Origin of the sequence: Sporosarcina sp. E16_3, from assembly GCF_017347125.1 — a bacterium.
GTDB lineage: Bacteria > Bacillota > Bacilli > Bacillales_A > Planococcaceae > Sporosarcina.
The window spans coordinates 19936-36350 of sequence record NZ_JADPRX010000039.1 but is presented as its reverse complement, the minus strand read 5'-3'; the positions used below and the strand labels follow the sequence as shown (position 1 = coordinate 36350).

Here is a 16415-nt window from a genome sequence, read left to right as displayed (position 1 = left end):
GTGTCAGAACTCTCATTATACAGGATTTGGGGAGGTGCTCTTTTTTCTTGCCGTTTTATACTTAGAGCCGCAAGGGCTCAGAGATATGAAATTGATTCATGTATAGTAAGAAAGTAGTGCATTGATTAGTAATGGTAGTAATGGCCCCGTGTCTCAAAATAAAGCACGAATTCAAGTAGATGTATTGGAACTTATTCCCCCGCGAAACGAACTAATCATAAATAGAGTGCAAAGGAGAGTTCTTATGGAAAAGAAATTGGGTGTAATTGCATTTTGCTTACTGGTACTATTTGTAGTATTTTATAGACCTTTGCCTGCGGCGGCTTGTTCCTGTATGGTTCTACCACCCGCAGATATAGCACTAAGCGAAGCAGCTGCTGTTTTTAGTGGAGAAGTAATGACAATAGAAAAAGGGAAGGGTGTGGATGGGGAAAGCGGAAAAACAGTACGTTTCAAAGTGGCGGAAGTATGGAAAGGTGTCGACAACGCGGATATTTCCGTTTTCACAGGAAATGATTCAGCAGGTTGTGGGATAGACTTTACGATTGGAAAAGAGTATTTGGTGTATGCTCACAATTGGGATATGGATGGAAAGTCCGTACTTTCAACCACGCTTTGTGACCGGACTGCTGAGCTAGCGAATGCTACTGACGATATCACACTGATTGGTCCAGGCACAGTTCCTGACCAACACGAACAAACTCCAGATAAGAATGCTAAGCCGTACTACTTATACACCGAGGCACTAGTTGTTGCAGGATTAGTTGGCATTTTAGTTTGGATGCGTTTTAGAAAAACTAAGGCTTAACTATCTGCTAACCAAACTTGCATGACAGTACAGCCTATTTGCACTTCAGTTGATTAACCACTTACTTTCATAAAAAACTAGTGAGATGGGCTCGAACCCCCCTTTTCATTAGATACTTTCCGGTATAGAAAAGAGGTACAATTTATACGGCTTAGTAATTATTTAGGGTATAAATAAAAATCGCATAGTTATTGATTTAATCTTAATTAGTATAGAATTGCATTGTATTAGCTGAACAGTTCCGCGTACGAGGGTGCCTAAAATTAATTTAAGCAAATAAAAAAAAGACCCTACATGTAGGGTCTTTTTCTAGCTATTATTAAGCTTTTTGAACGTTTGTAGCTTGTAGGCCACGTTGTCCTTGTTCAATTTCAAATGTTACACTTTGACCTTCGTCTAAAGATTTGAAACCTTCGCTTTGGATTGCTGAGAAATGTACGAATACGTCTTCTCCTGCTTCACGCTCGATGAAACCAAAACCTTTTTCTGCATTAAACCACTTAACTGTACCTTGTTCCATAATTGTTGCCTCCTAGTGCGGATATCCACACAATGTATTACTATCCTTGCTCAAATACTTAGACGAAAAACAAAATCTTTTCTCAATCTGAAAACGAACAAAAATAATTCTTCTTTAGAATAACAGATATATGTTAAAAAAGCAAATAAAATGGGTATCTGTGTCAGACACAAAGACGAACAGTTCACACATTCAAGTAATTATACAAAAGAGAAAGAATATTCACATTAAAAACTATGGCACGGGCATGACCCCGTTCTATACCGTCCTTTCCATTTGGGTCGGATGCCTGCTGCTAATTTCATTACTGTCAACCGACGCGGAAAGTCGAAATGACGTGGGCCCGCGTGAAGTCTATATCGGCAAACTAATGACCTTCATGAGCATCGGCCTTCTTCAAACGGTCATAATTACAGTCGGAGATTTGCTCATACTCGGCGTGGAAGCCCAAAGTCCGTTCCTATTCATCTTATTCGGACTTTTCATCAGCATCATTTTCATGCTGATTGTTTACACGCTCGTCACTCTATTCGGCGACGTCGGTAAAGCGATGGCCATTGTTATGCTCGTCCTGCAAATTGCCGGTTCAGGCGGGACGTATCCCATAATTGTGAGGTGCCTGTGCACCAAACTTTAATGTTTGTTTCAACAATCAGATTTGCTTCAGGGAAGGAACAAATCAGAATTGTGCTGGAATTGCGCGACGCACAGGTAGCCATCATTTAAAGCGCAGAATCCTTGTCAAATTAGGAAGTAAATTAACCTATAAGAGTGGGATGCGCCGTTTAGCTCCGACAGACATAAAACAAAATAGAAGGCAACCACAAACATTGAGTTGGTTGTCTCTTTTCTTTGCGCTTATGAAACTTCCCTGTTTGTTGGACAACCTTTAATACTCTATTTTCTTTCAACCATTTTATTATTTGTCTAATTATATGAGTCCAGCCAACCATATTTTAATTTGCTTCCCGGCATCTGAAAAAAAATGAAAAAGTTTTTTTACAAAAATGTCCCCTTTTCCCCACTATTCTTCTATATAAAAAATAAAGGGGATATTCTTTATGACAACTTACCTATCTGAGTACGCACACTTCACAAACAAACACGATCTAGACGCGGCGACAAGGCAACATGTACTCACGCACTGGGATGCTATGAACCAAACAGAGCGGGCTGTTCTTGATATGATCCGTCGGTATTCCGTCAAATACGGCGCTGCACATTTGAAACACGAAACAATCGAAAAGGCTATTTCGAAATCAAATGCAACTGTACGACGCGCCATTCGCAAATTAGAAAAGCTCGGAATTATCGAACGCATTCACTATATCCGCCCCGTTATGAGCGGTCTAGGCGCTAACATTTACGTCATTAAACCTACTAGTGACCAGTCGAAAATGAACACCCCGAAGGATGATGAAAAGCCTACTGCCAGTAAGGTAGAACCTGCTAAACCGCAAAACGAAGCTTTTCTTTCTAAAGCGATAAATACTAAAGACATTAAAAGAACGTCTCCTCCGGAAATTGTGCCTACTACACTTTTCGGTAAAATGAAATCGCTTCTTTCTTCAACAATCGGGGAAAATAAGTTGGCAAGAAACTTTTACGGCATCTACCGGCACCAGTCCCTGCAAATGCTGAAATTCAGTATTCATAAAGACAAAGGAGAACTGTTCGAGCAATTAGCTATGCAAGCACTTCGTATTGCTGTTCAAACAACGAAACAGAAAAAGGTCCGGAACCTGCCCGGCTATTATTCAGGTGTTTTCCGTGAACTTATTGGCAAGGCTTTATTTAGCGAGGCTTTCATGGATTATGATGTAGCCGTTGAGGGGTTATTCTATCGATAATAATATTATTGTTTGGCTGCCTGCGCTAACAATAAGCAACCAAACAAATGATGCAATTACATAATGAAAATTCGATACTCTGTTGAAAATGGACAACACGAAATGCTACCGCATTAATTTTACAATGCTGCAATATCAGACGGTTCAATATGCACCATCGACGACCGCAAAATCAGCCCAAGAGGAAGTGCAAATTGCCTCCTCTACAGAGGGCAAAATGCCCCTAGCAATAACCAAAGAGTATAAGAGTATTAAAAAAGAGTAGTGTGGGGTGCACGAAACTTTCATGTCAGTTTCATCAACCGGATTTGTTTCGTGGAAGGAACAACCCAGAATTGCGTTTGAATTGTGTGGTGTACAGTGCTCCATCAATTCAACACCAATCATTTTTAAAAACACTGTCCCCTTTCCTTCCCCATCACTCTATATAAAGGGTGAAAGGAGGTGATTTACATGGCAGCAACAATCGAATTTCAACAAGCGGCGGGTCGCGTTTTCTTCGACGGTGGTTTGACAGAGGACGGAAAGATTATCCGCAAAGCCAAGACGTACCGCAACATCAAGGAAAATGCACCAGCTGAGAACTTGTACAAAGCGCTGGAGCAACTTGGTCAGCTTTCAACTTTGCCGTTCATCGGAGCGGATATCGTGGAAACATCGAGTTTGATTGATTAACAAATTAACAAAATAACTAATCAGGAATAGCACGGCGCCCGCTAGACGCGACAGGCATAAGTCAATCTAGCTACGTGGTGCCCGGTAGAAAGGGAGGGATAAAACATGGCTAAAACACTACAATTGAACTTCAATACAGCAAGCGGAAAAAAGGTCAGTTTGACGGTGGATGAACCCCGTGCAGATTTGACGCCGCAAAGCATCGAAGCGGCGATGCAGGAGATCATTGCTGCGAACGTATTTGAAATCAACGGCGCTCCACTCGCAACTGCAGGTAGCGCTCGGGTTATCGAGCGCAATGTAACAGAACTTGTAAACGGCTAACGAGCAGCAACGACCGGTTCACCAGTTCTCGGACTGGGGACCGTTTTCTCATATTAGTAAGAGGTACCTGTGCTCAGACAAAATGCCGGACAATTAACACATTCAATTAATTACACAATAAGTGAAGAGAACGCTTAGGTATTGGTTTACTTAGTATTATTGTAGAATTGCATTGTATTTTCTGAGTAGCGTCGCGCACAGATAGCTAACACTAATTTCTTTCACTACAACAATTATAAGGTAAAAAAAGTGACCCTAGCATTTTTACACTAGGGGCACTCAATGATATGTACGATAAAACTTTTCTGTCCATTCTTTCATTCTTTCTAAAAGTTTTAAAGGATAAAGTACTTTCGCATCGCTTCTCCACGTAAGCAACCATCTGACAAGACCATCTGCAAAAACTAAAAGAGATACCTGTGTCAGACACAAAGACGAACTACTTACACATTCAAGTAATTATTCAAAAAGTATAGAAAAACCGCACAGGGATTGATTTATCTTGTACCATCATACAATTGCATTGTATTCACTGAATAGTGTCGCGCACAGGTTCTCAAAATAATTTTCGTGCCACAATCGCACCCGATGATTGAATAAGCCCTTTCACTCCCCACTACTTTTCCTGTCAAACTTAGTGGAAAATGTAGTCATCAAAACCATAAAAATAGGCAATAAACTCCATAAGAAGAATCCCCATTGTTGCGTTATAAGTGATAATATTAAGAAGAAAGCAAGTGTTACAATCGAAATGTAAACAGTACGTTTTTGATATTTACTCACCTCATACACCCCTTCCTTAAATATTTCATGTTCATTACAACTTAAATTGTTCCACAAAATGGCCCGATTCTGGTACAGCGTTATCCTACAATCGCCCCCGATAATTGAATCCTGTGTTTTAATTTAGATAAGTTACGTGAAATAAATGCCAATAAATATTAGTTATAATTCATATTTTTCTTCATAATACTTATCATATAACTCGAAATAGTATTCTTTTAATTTATTAATTTTGCTTTCATTATTTGAAATAATGTCAATGACATCACCGCTGACATATATCAAGAATTCATCTGTATAGAAGCTAATATAGGCCTCTGTATGACCTTTTAGTATTTTTGAACAATACTTTATTACATTTTCCTTTTCTAAATTTCTTATAGTTGCGTAAATAAATCTGTGATCACTATCTTCCTCACGAACAATAGTTTCTTCCCAATTTTTAATATCTATAAATTTCCCGATTTTAGATTTTGAAGAAATACGTTTATTATTTACGATATATCCTGCAATAAATATAACATTTATATGATAATCTTCGTTTAATATATCGTCTATAATCTTTTTGACTAAATTTAAATTTAAATTTTCCATTCCAAATCTGATTCTTTTCTTCGGGCTTACCTGAAAATAAGGAGTCCTAGAACCGGAAGAAAACTGGATACTTAAACCATTTAACATTATCACTTGATTTAACCTCTAATCCTTTTTAGTTCGTGTCATATTAACTGATCTAGCCCCATTGAAGCACAGTGCTTGTTCTGTTATCGCACCCTATTACAGAACAATAACAGTTCAATTATTAAGACAGTCTTAGTAGTTGATAAATTTCATTTCTCAAAATGCAATTGGTAGACTACTCCACCGACAACCCGTTTAAAAACGGTAATAATTCTTTTTTAAAATCGACCGATTCATCATTAGCTAGTTGACGTAAATATTGTGCAGTTTTCGACTTTTGTTCAGCTGATAATTGTGCGTATAAATCAGGATCAACAAATTTCTTTACAATACGTGCTACTGTGTAAATTTCAGAATCTGTTGTCATACGCATATAGTTATACTGCATTTCCGCATATCCATACAGTGTGTATAATGGCTCTACATAATCTTTGTCGTACTCTTCATTTTCAAAAAAGAGTGCACTATCTCTTAACGTATCTTGGATGCCATTTTCCATTCCTGCTTCATAAACATACATTTTATTATAAAATACAAACGACGTAATACCAAATAGGATTGCCAATATGACCAATATACTAATACTCACTTTTACTTTCATAGAATTCCCCCGACTTCTCTAAATTAAGTAAATCACAATCTGTTGATTGCCACGTAAAATGGCCCGATTGCGGCACAAGCATAGTTATATTATAGATACGTTTATAAGGTTTGAAAGGTTTCATTTTTCCGAGGGTTATGAATTCAACGAACTATGCTATAGCCTCCTTATTTAAATCCCTCCCCATAACTATATCAAGGATATCCCAATGTATTCCTAAAAAAGGGGACTCTTCTTGAGTTTAAGAAATGAAAAAGCACCGCTAAATGCGATGCTCATTTCACACTGTTTTCCTGTGATTCAATATGCTAAACAGTGTGTTATTTCTCTGTTTGCACCTCTGAAGAGAACCCGTTAAATTGCCACTCCTCTCTTCTACTTTATTATATTGGTTAAGCTTTTATATTACTTGCCAACGTTTCGCATCCGATTGCGATAACTGAATAATGTCTCGCACAGGTTCCCAAAATTATGCTCTTCTTCTCAAGAAGACACTACGACCATTCCCTAGAAGATTTTGTAATAGAGATAACCAAACATTATGGTCAGGGTTTGGAGATTTAGATTTCCCCATTCTTGCTAACTGCTGTTCATACCAACCAATTTCTAACAAGGATGCGCTCTTGTCTATTCGTTTAATCCCCGTTCGGATTGGTTTTGCACGAACGGTTTCATAACTGCCATTAAAAATTCTATTTGCCAAGTCCGGCACCAAGGCAAAAGGTCTTGCAATTCCAACCATATCAATTTCTCCGTTCGCAATAGCTTCTTCCATCCCTTTCTGGAAACGAAAGCCGCCTGTGACTACTAGTGGAGTAGTGATTAATTCCTGAGCCTTTTTTGCATAGTCTATAAAATACGCTTCTCTTTTTTTTGTTGTTTCTTTTATATCTGCGCCCATCATTATCGGATTCTCGTAATTGCCCCCAGAAATTTCAATGAGATCAATCCCTATTTCGGACATTTTCTGAAGAACTTCCATAGACTCGTCTTCAGTGAATCCACCCTTTTGAAAATCAGCTGAGTTAAGTTTAATACCGATTGGAAATGATCTCCCGACTTGTTTCCGGATTTCATTATACGTTTCTTCCAAAAATCTCATTCGATTTGCTAAGGTTCCTCCCCATTCATCTGTACGTTGATTGTGGTGAGGGGATAAAAACTGGTTGAAAAGGTATCCGTGTGCTGCATGGATTTGAACACCTGTAAAGCCTGCTTTTTTTGCAATTCTTGCCGCTTCTCCAAATCGGTTAATCAAATCTTCAATTTCAGACACCTGAAGAGCACGTGGTTGGTTAAAGAAACGTTTTAAACCTCCTGTAAGAGGAACCGCACTTGGGGCTACAGGTTCTTTTGAAATCATTTTGGGTGATTGCTTCCCTGGATGATTAAGCTGCATCCAAAGGTGAGTCCCATTTTCAGTTCCCGCTTTCGCCCACTTCATTAGCATAATTAAATCACGTTCATCTTCCACAGCAACATTATTCGGCTCGCCTAAAGCATTTCGATCTATCATAACGTTGCCTGTCATAACAAGACCCGCACCCCCGTCAGCCCAAGTTTTATATAAAGTAACCAATGATTCACTTGGATTTTGATGAGCCGTTCCCAATGCTTCACTCATCGCGGATTTAAAAATTCTATTCTTAATAATTGTTCCATTTGGAAGTTGTAGAGAATTACCCAACACGGACGTTGATTGATTCATTTTAGTCTGTCTCCTTACTATTTCAGATATGTAGAAAACGCAAAGGTATTGATTGATTTATTATCATACAATTGTATAGCATTCACTGAGTAGGTACCTAAAATTTAGACAGGCTTGTTTTTTTAGTCCTTACACACCAGGTTACCATACCACCGATGCTAGTCACTCTAAAAAAACAACTGAATCCCTCCTAATTTTAGGCGGGGGTCAGTTGTTTTTATCATTTATTCTTGACTATCATTTTTTCCGTTTTCCGGGTTATTTGGATTTTCTCTATACCCTTCCAAAAGCACATCATTCCCCATAATAAAAGGCTTAAACATTTTGTGGTGCACAGGTAGCTATCACTAAAAAATCAAAATGCAAAAGCAGGATTCCCGATACCATCGAGTCCTGCTTTTTATGAAAATCACTTTATACTATTACTTCAAATAAAACGACGACCCATCAATCATCTCAACATCGTCCCTATTTTTAACCTCTTTAATAACGTTAAAAAGAGCTTCATCCTTCTTTTTCGCCTCAATCATACAATCGATTTGAGGAACCGAACCTTTGATTTCCTTTAAAAAACTGAAAAACATGTCCACATCCACATAATCTGAGTGGTGACGGAATGCTTCCTCACTTTTTGGACTAGAGATATGCATTTTAATTGGGAGGGGCGAGTCCTTCCATGTTGCTACTACACGGTCCCAATTATCTTCCCACTTTTCATGACGATGGTGAGCCAGATGATGATGAAAATCAAATACAAGCGGAATTCCTAACTTTTCACATACATAAAGCGTATCGTCCAGTGTAAATGAAGTATCATCATTTTCGAGCATGATCATCTGTTGAATGTGCTTTGGGAAATAAACCCAATTTGCAACAAATCGGTCCAAAGACTTTTCTGTTTCTTTATAGTTGCCACCGACGTGGAGCACACAACGATGCGTAGAATCAATGTTCATTGCCTTTAACAATAAATAATGCATAGTTAAGGTTTTTAATGAATTCTCCAACACCTCTTTTATATAGGAATTCAGAACAACAAAATGATCCGGATGAAAATCAATTCTCAGCTGATGTTTTCTAACAAACTCCCCAATTTCGTCCAATTTCTTTTTTAACGGCTCCATGTAATTCCAATTAGGAAGTTCTCCATGGTTCGCCAATGGAATCAGTCGAGAGGTTAAGCGATAAAAATGAATTCCATTAAATACATTATGTTTCAGCAATCTATGTGTATTTTCAAGATTAGCCAGCGCAATCCTTTCCAATTTGCGAATCGCCGCCTCACGATCCCCGATCTTTTGAAACTGAGCAAACGTCATTGTTTTAGATGGAGAAGCATTCTTCAGTTCCATACTCATCGCAACATATCCTAGTCGTACAATCGTCATTTTACCACCTCATCCATCAGTATGAAGCTAATGTGGTGACAGTAGACATTGCTATGCCCTTACGATTAAACTATCCTTCTTGCTTTTCAAGTAGATTGCACAGGTAGTATAAGCAGGAAAATCAAATCCAAATTTGTGATCCAGTTCATATAGATTCTCTTTTTGTAGATACGAATCCGAAGATATCCCCACTCGTCAAGTAATTGACGAGAAGCGCTATCTCAATGAACTAATTGTATTGGTGCGATGTTAAATAATTAAAATTCAAAAATTGTTATAAAAATACAAGTGAAATCGTTCTAAACATTGGTTTAACAGACGTTGCATTTTTTATACAATTGCTGTCATTTTTCTGATTTGTTCATTGTAGGTTCCTAAAATTACAGTTTAACCGTGGAGTTAGGCTTTTTTAGTTTTATACACAGCGTACTTAAAACTCTATCAATTCGAAGTCGCGTCTCAATTGTGCATCCCACAGGTACTCACAAAACTTTCACGTAGGTAACCATGTCTAAGAATCATCAGTTCCTCTTCCCAATCAGTACTGACACTACATATTTTTTCTGACGCAACTACCAGTTCTACTTAAATTACTTGCCCCATAGACTTGCGTATACGTAACTACTTTCAGGGGTGATTTAAATCAGAAAACTGGTATTGGCAATTATGTTATTGTTACTCAGTTGTTCCTATGCACTTCCTTCACAGATAGCGGCGGCGGTAAAGACAACAGAAATGGTTGTAAGTGCGAAAGGAGATATTTTTCTACGCGCAAAGCCACAACAAAATGCTGTTAGGTTGGATACCATTAAAAACCATTCGACTGTGACTGTCTTATCTTCATCGAATGGATGGTCTTATGTGCAAGCCGGAAAAAACAAAGGATATATTTACACATCGGCTTTATCCAAGATAAGTCCGAAAGCTGCCCCTACTATTGTAATGAAAGGGCTGACGCCAATTAATGGACTAATTCTTACCTATGAACCCTCTTTCATTAGTAACGAAAAAGAGACGTTCTATGTGGAAAAAGAAGATGATTTTACGTATCTTTACAATAAGAAGAGTCATCTTTATCCTGACTTATCTAACTATACGTATATTGAGGACAATGAGGGACTGATGATGGGCGTATCAAGTTCGGACTTCATCTTTGTGAACGTTCCCTATCCACTGAAACAAGGAACGCACACTACACAATTGGATTATCCGATTAATCAGAAAGTCCTAGTAGAAAGTACAACGAAAACGATTACAGTGAAAGCCGGAAGCTTCAGGAATGTCGTCATCCTCCGTTACTCGAATGGCTCCCGAGAATACCTTGCGAAAGGAATTGGAATAATTAAAAGTACAAGCGGCAACGGAAGGGTAATTACAGAGTTGGTATCTGTAAAAGCAGTGAAATAAATGCGTTTCAAAAAAATCGTTGTCCTGAGCTATTCTCGTGGCAGCGATTTTGTGTTTGTATATTAAATTGGGAGTACCTAAAAAGAGGTACCTGTGTCAGACAAAAAGACGAACAATTCACACATCCGCATAATTGTTTAAAAAATAAAGAAAAACCGCATAGCTATTGATTTATTTGTATTATCATACAATTGCATTGTGTTCACTAAATAGTGTCACGCACAGTTACTTGAAATTTAGTTCTAATTCCCTGCCACCATCATAAAATAAATAGATTCGACCTTCAAAATACAAATAAAGGGGACAAGAATATGTATTCCATTCATTTTTACGAAAGTAAAACCTATGTACTAAACAAGGCGTCAAGAATCATACCTTCCGTTAATGAGAATGTGAGAATTAAAGGACGTAATGGAAAAGTGATCAATGTTCAGGAAATGGGGGAAAACAGATATTTCGTGTTTGTCGAGTTCGAAAAAATAGTGGATAAAAGCATACCGGCTATGAAAAATTTGAAAAAGAAGAAATGATGATAGATTCCATTAGTCGAAGAGTCAACGATATAGAAGTACTTGGTGACATTTAATAGAGCCCTTCTCCAAGTTAGCAATGACAATACCTGTGGAACGGACCACATTTCACAGGCTATTTTCCTAACTGATCCAATTCATCTTAGATTCCGTGACTTTCCACTTAATCCTGGTTGCCCACTTACATAAGTTGGCCATAATTAAGATTTTCACCTAGGAAAAGTCAGTTAACTTTTTTGCATCATAATTCATCAGTGGACAAGCCAAAATATTAACGGGCAATAGAGATAAATATTGACGAAAGACTAATTCTTCGTCTACACTTTTCATAAGAAAGCTCCTTTCTGTAAAGTAGATAACTGATTACTCGTCAGTTTCATTTTACAGTAGGAGCTCTTTTTTTCGAATTAATTTAACTTTATTTCTGATTCCAATCCTTTGTTTTACATTATTTTACTGCTTTGCAACGCTAGTGTGTTCCTAAAATTCATTGTCACTTACTCCTCTTAAAGATCCGGCTCCATTAATCCCCGACCACTTACATGGATGATCGACCCAATCTGTTCGACAGATACCCCTATGCCGGTCATAAGATGTCTATGACAGTCACCTGTGTTATTAGGTCCTTCGCAAGATACACCTTTGTCGATTTTATTCACATAATCAATAATAACAGTGCCTGCTTTTTTGCCGGTGTAGTGGAACCTATTTGTACCCGGCTCTCTCGTAACGTCGGCAATCTGCTCATAATTCTCAGGCCAGATGTTGTACTTTCCGATATCGTATTTATCCTCTTCACCATATGAAAATGTCGGCTGCTCCTTCAATGTGCGCATCGTATAGTAGATTTTGTTCTCGGCTACCTTGGATTCGATTCCGTAAAGCACTACCTTCCCATCAGCAAAGCGGACAGTGGCAATATACTCGCCCGGCTTATCGATATCAATGCAAATGGAATAATCGCATACTTTGAACGTCATGTTGTCATTAAGCATTTTCCCGTCCATCGTAGCGAGAGATACATTTCGGACATCTCCTGAAACATCAGTCCTTGGTCCGAACTCTCCGTATAGCATATATAACTCTGCTACTGTCGGCAGATGATCCTCCATCTTTTCCAACGTCAACTTCAGCTCGCCGTTTTCTTTTTTGATATGCACGTAATTCTTGCGGTGTTCCAATTCCGCTGTTCTGGAAGTTCTTCCGTGGAAAACGATGGCTCCTAACCCTTCCTTCAACGGAATCAGCTGGACTTTATTTTCTGTATATCCTTCTTTCCCTTTAATCAAAACCGCTTTGAATAACCCGGAATTGATTTCATCCGCTGTGATGTTTGTGATGAGATCCCATCCAAAATCACTTGGTTCGAGCGTCACCAAATTCGACGGCTTCGCATCTTCAGTCGCTGTGATCATCTTCGCCGCTTGCCCTCTCGTAATCGCCGCATTCGGGCTAAATGTGCTAGGCGTCGTTCCCGTCGTAATGCCGAGCTTATAAATGATCAGAATGTTGTCGTCATGGGATCCATAGCCCGGAACATCCTTGAACGGATTGCCGATATCCCCGTCACGCGGCAAATCAAACGCCTTCACCAAAATTGAAGCCATCTGCCCTCTCTTGATTGGATCATTCGGACCGTATCGTCCGTCCGCATAGCCGCCGATAATCCCTTTTTCCGCCATCGCAGCGATCGCTTTGTAATAGCCGTTCGCTGTTGACACATCTTTGAAATTAGGATTCTTCACATTGTCCGTATCAAGCTTGATCATCTTGGCAATTATTGCCGCAGCCTGCCCTCTCGTAATCGAGTTGCTCGGCTTGAAAGTACCATCCGGATACCCACCGATAACATTTCGCTCAGCCAGCTCATTCACCGATTCCGCGAAATGCTTCGTCGGCGGCACATCTTTAAACAGTTGCTTGTCTGCCGCTGAGCTGGATAACGGTAAGCTGCACGCTAATAGTAATGCGCCAAGCGCTGTCATGATTTTTCTCTTCATCTAATCTCTCCCCTTCTATTCTAAGACAAACCAGTTCCATACCGGCTACGTCTGAATTTGGCACTGTATAGACGGAGGAAACGGAGAAAAGTTTCAAAACTTTTAAATTCTCTTTTATGCATAGTATCCTTTTCGGCCCCTTGCACTGTCGGAAGTGGTCGCCTGAAGCGAAAATCTCGACAAAAAAAGTATGAATTCCCATTCGTTAGTTGAACAAGTACAGAAGTGAGTGGTGCATGTGCACGAAACTTTATGTTTGTTTCAACAATCGGTTTTGTTTTGTTTCATTTCATGGAAGGAAAAACCCAGAATTGCGTTTGAAATGCATGGTTCATAGGCACGCATTTCCACTTATAAACCAAAAGCCCTCCGACCGATTGCTCAGGCAGAGGACTTTTATTTCGTATCTATGCTTATTCAACAGAATGGCATTATTCCAATTGAGTGTGTGGTGCACAGGCAGCCATCACTAACAGACAAGCAATTAAATCACCCACATAACTATACAAAAAAGATCAGACATTTGCTTACATGCCCGATCTTTTTTATATAGTTATAATTGGAATGCATTCTCAGAATGGTTTCGTACATAGTGTAACCAGTATGCATACTAATAAAAGCTAGTAAATGGCACCGGCTTCCTATTGAATTCGGGGATTTTTCTGGATTTTGGTACCAATCGCTACTTTCAAAATTCCCGTTCTTCGCCATATCCCAGGATGACCACTTTTGTTTTAGGATAGTCTTTTAATGCCTTTTCTAAATCCCGATCTTTATCTATCATATTTTCTATGATTGGAAAAGCGGCCAATAGGCTCCCAAGTGCTGCGGGCTCGGGAGCTGTTTCTTTCGTAGGAAATGTATGACTAGGGATCACATAATCTACATTTAAAAAGTTTTTAACAACATATGCGGCTTCTTGTGGACCCATTGTGAATTGACCAGATGAAGAAAGGATTGCGATAGTTGGTTTATATAAATCTTGAATGATTTTAATATCATACGTAACAGCAGTATCACCTGAATGATAGAGCGTGTGACTATCTTTGAAATCAAAAATGTAACCTGCCGCTTCACCTGCATAGATGGGGGTTCCTTCTGTTTCCTTATAAGATGAACTATGTTTTGCTGGGACCATTGTTACTTTGACATCCTCTAGTTGTATTGATCCGCCTAAATTAATCGGATAAACATTTTTAACTCCTTGTTGCAGGAGAATTAGTGCCAACTCATACTGCGCGACAACTAGTATGTCCGGATTCGAATCCAGTATTTTTTGTAGGCCACTCGTATGGTCAAAATGACCATGAGTTAGAAAAACCCCATCTATGGACTGAAAGAATCGCTCATCATTGAACTCTTTAGGGCATCCGGGATTTAAATCAAAGAATGGATCAATAAGATAGTTTTTCTTGCTTTTAAATACGTACATCGCATGGCCCAAGCGTAAAATTTTCACACCCTCTACCTCCATAAAAATAATAGTTTCTAGACGGTAATGTATATGCATAACGTAAGCCTGTTAGAATGTTGCGACCCGCTCTTCACTACGATCTGAAATAGCCAATCTCGACGGAATCTACTAGCCAACAAATGCAGATGAAATGAACACCTTACAATAATTATTGTAAGGTGTTCATTTTTCGTTAAAAACACTGCTGATTCAGTGGTTAAACTAAAGGTGAATGGAGATGAAAAAGAAAATACACCAGCCATAGGGGCAGTGTTGATCTTTGTTCCAATGCTAGCTTATTCATGCCTTTCTATAAAGTCTTCAATCCATTTGTAGTCAAACGGTCCATTTGTAATCTCATATTGGTCATTAATCAGAAGGACTACATCTTTTTCAATAAGCGAATCAATGGTAATTCGTTTATCTGCATACTCAAGTTTAAAAATAAATTGTTCATTAGGATATTTGGTTGTGAAATTCCTTAATCCGACTTTCTTTACTCTATATTGACTAAAAAAGTCCACTAATTCTTGAATAGACTCAGAATCACTAATTGACCTATCGAACTCGCCACCATGACTTTCAAGCGGTAAATTTCTATAAAGAACTTCCACTATATCCTCAGCATCCATCACATCTACTAACTCTTTTTCGCGATAGTCATTCCATCTGATAATGATAAAAAGCAGTACAATAATAAGTATTATCGCAAATAAATAAATATATTTATTCTTAATGTTTATCACCCCCCTCAATAATTTAACAACGTCTTCCAATCAAAAATCATACCGTAATCTATTTTCCAATAATTCCAAATGTGTATTTCGCTAATTGTATCATATTTATCTTTTTATTCAGAATCCCCTTTTAATATAGTGAGATGAACGCGGAAAACAGAGTAAATAAAAAGCACCTAAACCCGCTGTCATTCCCTTTGTCGGAGAACTTACGAATTGAGGTGCTATTTCAAATTTTATTTTATACTATCTAGCGTTAAAAACCTTGTGATTTGATCTGTTATTTTGATTTTTGTACCTTTCAACTGAACGGGTTACAAGAATGTACAAGTCACTTTATATTCAAGCCCTTAATTGATAAGAACAATTTTTGATAGAGTGATTCTACATGTGTCACCTCGATACCTGCTAGCTCTATCATTGATAACGTATCACGGTTTAAATGACAACCATCACAGATTTTAGTCCATAAAGGATTCAGGATGTCTTGCGTTTTTCCGAATACAGGCTGTTTCATACGTACATGCTCAAAAAACATAATTTTAGCACCCGGTTTACTAACACGCCGGATTTCTTCCAACGCTTTTGACGGATTTGGAATCGTACAAAATACAAGCGTTGCGATAACTGTGTCAAATGTATCATCCACAAAAGGTAATGATTCAGCACTAGCTTCCAATACATCGATTGGCACATTTGCTTGCTCCAGACGCCGCTTCCCCCGCTCACTCATCAAAGGATTTGGTTCAATTGCAGTAACTTGAGTAGCAAACCGATAATACGGGAAATTTACCCCTGTCCCCGAGCCAATCTCCAAAACGTTTCCCCCTGCTTCACGCACAAGCTCAGTTCTTATTTTTTTAAATCTTGTCGCTTCTAATGGCCTCATCGCCAAATCGTAAAGCTGTGGAAACCAACTTCCCATTTAATCAGCGCCTTTTTGTGTTTTG

At 38.6% G+C, this 16415-nt stretch carries 16 protein-coding genes; 7 read left to right on the top strand and 9 right to left on the bottom strand.

Translation table 11 applies throughout. The features are described 5' to 3' along the window. Positions 1–244: 244 nt before the first annotated feature. The gene (locus I2483_RS17175; protein WP_207278344.1) at positions 245–808 is read left to right on the top strand and encodes a hypothetical protein; all 564 of its coding nucleotides are present in this window, start codon (positions 245–247) and stop codon (positions 806–808) included. 319 nt (positions 809–1127) lie between these two features. Here the strand turns inward: I2483_RS17175 and I2483_RS17170 are convergent, their stop codons facing one another. Then, positions 1128–1328: a cold-shock protein gene (locus I2483_RS17170; RefSeq protein ID WP_025783429.1), complete on the bottom strand. Its 201-nt coding sequence runs from the start codon at positions 1326–1328 to the stop codon at positions 1128–1130. A 130-nt stretch (positions 1329–1458) separates the two neighbouring features. Here I2483_RS17170 and I2483_RS17165 point away from each other — a divergent pair, with 130 nt between their 5' ends. The 4 genes from I2483_RS17165 to I2483_RS17150 all read left to right on the top strand — a co-directional run bounded on the left by I2483_RS17165 (position 1459) and on the right by I2483_RS17150 (position 4177). Beyond that, a complete protein-coding gene (locus I2483_RS17165; protein WP_207278343.1) occupies positions 1459–1965 on the top strand; it encodes a YhgE/Pip family protein in 507 nt (168 codons plus the stop codon). Between the two features lie 424 nt (positions 1966–2389). Beyond that, the gene (locus I2483_RS17160; protein WP_207278342.1) at positions 2390–3178 is read left to right on the top strand and encodes a helix-turn-helix domain-containing protein; all 789 of its coding nucleotides are present in this window, start codon (positions 2390–2392) and stop codon (positions 3176–3178) included. A 453-nt stretch (positions 3179–3631) separates the two neighbouring features. After that, the gene (locus I2483_RS17155) at positions 3632–3853 is read left to right on the top strand and encodes a DUF1659 domain-containing protein (RefSeq protein ID WP_186672867.1); all 222 of its coding nucleotides are present in this window, start codon (positions 3632–3634) and stop codon (positions 3851–3853) included. A 105-nt stretch (positions 3854–3958) separates the two neighbouring features. Further along, positions 3959–4177, top strand: a complete 219-nt coding sequence (locus tag I2483_RS17150; RefSeq protein WP_186672868.1) for a DUF2922 domain-containing protein — start codon at positions 3959–3961, stop codon at positions 4175–4177. 945 nt (positions 4178–5122) lie between these two features. Here I2483_RS17150 and I2483_RS17145 read toward each other — a convergent pair. The 4 genes from I2483_RS17145 to uvsE form a co-directional block, all read right to left on the bottom strand. Continuing rightward, positions 5123–5647, bottom strand: a complete 525-nt coding sequence (locus I2483_RS17145; protein WP_207278341.1) for a hypothetical protein — start codon at positions 5645–5647, stop codon at positions 5123–5125. Between the two features lie 169 nt (positions 5648–5816). Next, positions 5817–6242, bottom strand: coding sequence for a hypothetical protein (locus I2483_RS17140; protein ID WP_207278340.1), 426 nt, complete (start codon positions 6240–6242; stop codon positions 5817–5819). A 469-nt stretch (positions 6243–6711) separates the two neighbouring features. Next, a complete protein-coding gene (locus I2483_RS17135; protein WP_207278339.1) occupies positions 6712–7950 on the bottom strand; it encodes an NADH:flavin oxidoreductase/NADH oxidase family protein in 1239 nt (412 codons plus the stop codon). 422 nt (positions 7951–8372) lie between these two features. Then, complete coding sequence (gene uvsE, locus I2483_RS17130; RefSeq protein WP_207278338.1) at positions 8373–9338, bottom strand: UV DNA damage repair endonuclease UvsE; 966 nt, start codon at positions 9336–9338, stop codon at positions 8373–8375. 666 nt (positions 9339–10004) lie between these two features. On the opposite strand from uvsE, the gene I2483_RS17125 reads away from it, so the two are divergent. Together I2483_RS17125 and I2483_RS17120 are read left to right on the top strand one after the other, a co-directional pair. Further along, positions 10005–10745: an SH3 domain-containing protein gene (locus I2483_RS17125; protein WP_207278337.1), complete on the top strand. Its 741-nt coding sequence runs from the start codon at positions 10005–10007 to the stop codon at positions 10743–10745. A gap of 311 nt (positions 10746–11056) precedes the next feature. Then, a complete protein-coding gene (locus I2483_RS17120) occupies positions 11057–11275 on the top strand; it encodes a hypothetical protein (protein WP_207278336.1) in 219 nt (72 codons plus the stop codon). A 506-nt stretch (positions 11276–11781) separates the two neighbouring features. Here I2483_RS17120 and I2483_RS17115 read toward each other — a convergent pair. The 4 genes from I2483_RS17115 to I2483_RS17100 all read right to left on the bottom strand — a co-directional run bounded on the left by I2483_RS17115 (position 11782) and on the right by I2483_RS17100 (position 16390). Continuing rightward, positions 11782–13275: an S-layer homology domain-containing protein gene (locus I2483_RS17115; RefSeq protein WP_207278335.1), complete on the bottom strand. Its 1494-nt coding sequence runs from the start codon at positions 13273–13275 to the stop codon at positions 11782–11784. 688 nt (positions 13276–13963) lie between these two features. Next, positions 13964–14734 carry a metal-dependent hydrolase gene (locus I2483_RS17110; RefSeq protein WP_207278334.1) on the bottom strand — a complete coding sequence of 257 codons (771 nt, stop codon included), beginning with the start codon at positions 14732–14734 and terminating at the stop codon, positions 13964–13966. A gap of 290 nt (positions 14735–15024) precedes the next feature. Beyond that, positions 15025–15474, bottom strand: a complete 450-nt coding sequence (locus I2483_RS17105; RefSeq protein WP_207278333.1) for a hypothetical protein — start codon at positions 15472–15474, stop codon at positions 15025–15027. A gap of 322 nt (positions 15475–15796) precedes the next feature. Next, positions 15797–16390, bottom strand: a complete 594-nt coding sequence (locus I2483_RS17100; RefSeq protein ID WP_207278332.1) for a class I SAM-dependent methyltransferase — start codon at positions 16388–16390, stop codon at positions 15797–15799. Positions 16391–16415 lie beyond the last annotated feature (25 nt).

What these genes read in the sequence shown, in the direction of transcription:
- I2483_RS17175 (WP_207278344.1), top strand. Translation starts at nt 245, where the DNA reads ATGGAAAAGAAATTGGGTGTAATTGCATTTTGCTTACTGGTACTATTT.
- I2483_RS17170 (WP_025783429.1), bottom strand. Translation starts at nt 1,328, where the DNA reads ATGGAACAAGGTACAGTTAAGTGGTTTAATGCAGAAAAAGGTTTTGGT.
- I2483_RS17165 (WP_207278343.1), top strand. Translation starts at nt 1,459, where the DNA reads ATGTTAAAAAAGCAAATAAAATGGGTATCTGTGTCAGACACAAAGACG.
- I2483_RS17160 (WP_207278342.1), top strand. Translation starts at nt 2,390, where the DNA reads ATGACAACTTACCTATCTGAGTACGCACACTTCACAAACAAACACGAT.
- I2483_RS17155 (WP_186672867.1), top strand. Translation starts at nt 3,632, where the DNA reads ATGGCAGCAACAATCGAATTTCAACAAGCGGCGGGTCGCGTTTTCTTC.
- I2483_RS17150 (WP_186672868.1), top strand. Translation starts at nt 3,959, where the DNA reads ATGGCTAAAACACTACAATTGAACTTCAATACAGCAAGCGGAAAAAAG.
- I2483_RS17140 (WP_207278340.1), bottom strand. Translation starts at nt 6,242, where the DNA reads ATGAAAGTAAAAGTGAGTATTAGTATATTGGTCATATTGGCAATCCTA.
- I2483_RS17135 (WP_207278339.1), bottom strand. Translation starts at nt 7,950, where the DNA reads ATGAATCAATCAACGTCCGTGTTGGGTAATTCTCTACAACTTCCAAAT.
- uvsE (WP_207278338.1), bottom strand. Translation starts at nt 9,338, where the DNA reads ATGACGATTGTACGACTAGGATATGTTGCGATGAGTATGGAACTGAAG.
- I2483_RS17125 (WP_207278337.1), top strand. Translation starts at nt 10,005, where the DNA reads ATGTTATTGTTACTCAGTTGTTCCTATGCACTTCCTTCACAGATAGCG.
- I2483_RS17120 (WP_207278336.1), top strand. Translation starts at nt 11,057, where the DNA reads ATGTATTCCATTCATTTTTACGAAAGTAAAACCTATGTACTAAACAAG.
- I2483_RS17115 (WP_207278335.1), bottom strand. Translation starts at nt 13,275, where the DNA reads ATGAAGAGAAAAATCATGACAGCGCTTGGCGCATTACTATTAGCGTGC.
- I2483_RS17100 (WP_207278332.1), bottom strand. Translation starts at nt 16,390, where the DNA reads ATGGGAAGTTGGTTTCCACAGCTTTACGATTTGGCGATGAGGCCATTA.